The sequence below is a fragment of the Amycolatopsis sp. NPDC058986 genome, from assembly GCF_042741125.1.
In the GTDB taxonomy this organism is placed as follows: domain Bacteria; phylum Actinomycetota; class Actinomycetes; order Mycobacteriales; family Pseudonocardiaceae; genus Amycolatopsis.
In genome coordinates, this window is sequence record NZ_JBHYJW010000141.1 from 1 (window position 1) to 1,720 (window position 1,720).

4 protein-coding genes are annotated in these 1,720 nt (G+C 72.0%); all 4 read left to right on the forward strand.

Features of this window, described 5'->3' with window-relative positions; all coding sequences use genetic code 11:
- The first annotated feature begins 23 nt into the window (after positions 1-23).
- On the forward strand, positions 24-470 hold the full coding sequence (locus ACFW0G_RS45470; RefSeq protein ID WP_378331820.1) for a hypothetical protein: 447 nt from the start codon (positions 24-26) through the stop codon (positions 468-470).
- A gap of 16 nt (positions 471-486) precedes the next feature.
- Complete coding sequence (locus tag ACFW0G_RS45475) at positions 487-726, forward strand: hypothetical protein (protein ID WP_378331821.1); 240 nt, start codon at positions 487-489, stop codon at positions 724-726.
- Positions 723-1,253 carry a hypothetical protein gene (locus ACFW0G_RS45480; RefSeq protein WP_378331822.1) on the forward strand — a complete coding sequence of 177 codons (531 nt, stop codon included), beginning with the start codon at positions 723-725 and terminating at the stop codon, positions 1,251-1,253. Before ACFW0G_RS45475 ends, ACFW0G_RS45480 begins: the two co-directional genes overlap by 4 nt.
- Positions 1,250-1,720 (forward strand): hypothetical protein (locus tag ACFW0G_RS45485; protein ID WP_378331823.1); only part of this gene is annotated, 471 nt, incomplete at its 3' end. The genes ACFW0G_RS45480 and ACFW0G_RS45485, both read left to right, overlap by 4 nt.

Consider the following 1,720-nt stretch of genomic DNA (forward strand, 5'->3'; position numbering starts at 1 on the left):
ACACCCAAGAGAGGGGACGTGACATGACCGAGGACACCATCGATCCCGACCGCCTCGTGGCCGCCGCGCACGAGCTGGCCCACGCCGCCGGGTTCCGCCGCGCGGGCGTCGCCATCACCGAGATCCGCGTCTACGGGCACGGCGACCGCGCCGCTGGCCACGTCGACGTCGCAGGCAACGTGCCGATCCCGAACCCGCGGCTCTACTTCGCCGCCGTGCTCGCCGGACGCGTGGCCGACCTGCGGTGGTGCGAGGAGAACGGCCTGCCCCAGCGCGCACCGCGCACCTGCGCCGACGACATGCGCTACTTCCGGCAGCTCTACCGCGAGTGGCGCAGGAAAAACCAGGGCACGAATGCGCTGTGGGCCGACGCCCGCGCCCTCGTCCGGGACATTTGGCCGCGCCTCGTGCTCCTGGCGCCCTCGCTCGCCGTCCGCGGCCGCCTCGCTCTCTCGAAGATCCCGAACTGACCAAAGGGGACGTGACATGTGGGAATTGCTGATCTTCCCGTTCCGTGTGCTGTTCCGCGTGATCGTGCTCTTGCTGGCCCCGGGCGGCGTCGCCGTTGCCGCCGGGTTCATCTTCGGCACCAGCTCGCCGTGGTTCTGGCTCGCGCTGCTGTTCTCCGGGCTCTGGGCGCACTGGGTCCTCCGGCTCTACCGCCTGCGCGCCCACGCCCAGGCCCACCACTTCGCCCGCCGCCCCCGCAAGGGGGAACGCTGGTGAACCCTCCTGCAGAATCCGGTGCCCGACCAAACCGCCGGCCGCGCCCGGACCTCGACCGCGTCCTGACCGACCTGCTTCTGCAGGGCCACGCCGACATCCGCGAAGAGGCTCGCCGCGCCGACGCCCGGATCTCGAACCTGCTCGCCCTCGTCGGCGTCCTGGCCGCGGCCGTCGCCCTGGTCGCCGTCCACAGCCGACTCCCGGCCACCGTCATCACGCTGTGGCTCGCCGCCGGGGCGTTCGCGGGCGCGTTCCTCCGCCTGCTGCTCGCCGTCGTCCCCGCGGCCGACGACACCGCCGCCACCCGCTACGCCAGCACCACCCCGGCCACGCTCCTGCGCGAAACCGAAGCCGACGTCCGCAGCGGCACGACCACCACCTACCACCGCGCCGACCGGTTGCACTGCCACGCCGAAATCGTCCAGCGCACCCACCGCGCGCTCCGCACCGCGGTCGGCCTGGTCCTGCTCGGCTGCACCGGCCTGGCCGTCGCGTCCCTGCTCATTCTCCTCGGAGGTGCCCGATGATCGACGACTTCCCCGAGATCCACCCGCACCGGCTCATGGTCGCCGCGCACGAGGTCGGCCACCTCGTCGCCTGGCGCATCGCCGGATGGACCGTCACACAGGTCCGGCTGGAAGGGCGAGGCGCCAACACGACCGGCACGACCAGCATCGATCGCAAACAGCAGTTCGCCAACCTCGACCACCACCGTGGCTACGTCGTCGGCCTGCTCGCCGGAATCGCCGCCGGGGAACGGTGGTGCACCGATCACAACCTGTCGCTCGCGGAACATCGGTCGGGATGCGCCGTCGACCTCGACGTGTACCGGCCCGCCCGCCGCGACCTGCAGAACGCGGGCGACGAGCGCCCCACGACCAGCAAGCTTCGCGCTGACGCCCGCGGCCTGGTGAACACGCACTGGCGCCTGATCACCCGCCTTGCCATCCGCCTTGCCCAGCGCGGATCACTCGACCCGACCCAGGTACCCACC

Excerpts from the sequence above, each read along its gene's own strand:
- ACFW0G_RS45470 (WP_378331820.1), top strand. The coding sequence starts at position 24 with ATGACCGAGGACACCATCGATCCCGACCGCCTCGTGGCCGCCGCGCAC.
- ACFW0G_RS45475 (WP_378331821.1), top strand. The coding sequence starts at position 487 with ATGTGGGAATTGCTGATCTTCCCGTTCCGTGTGCTGTTCCGCGTGATC.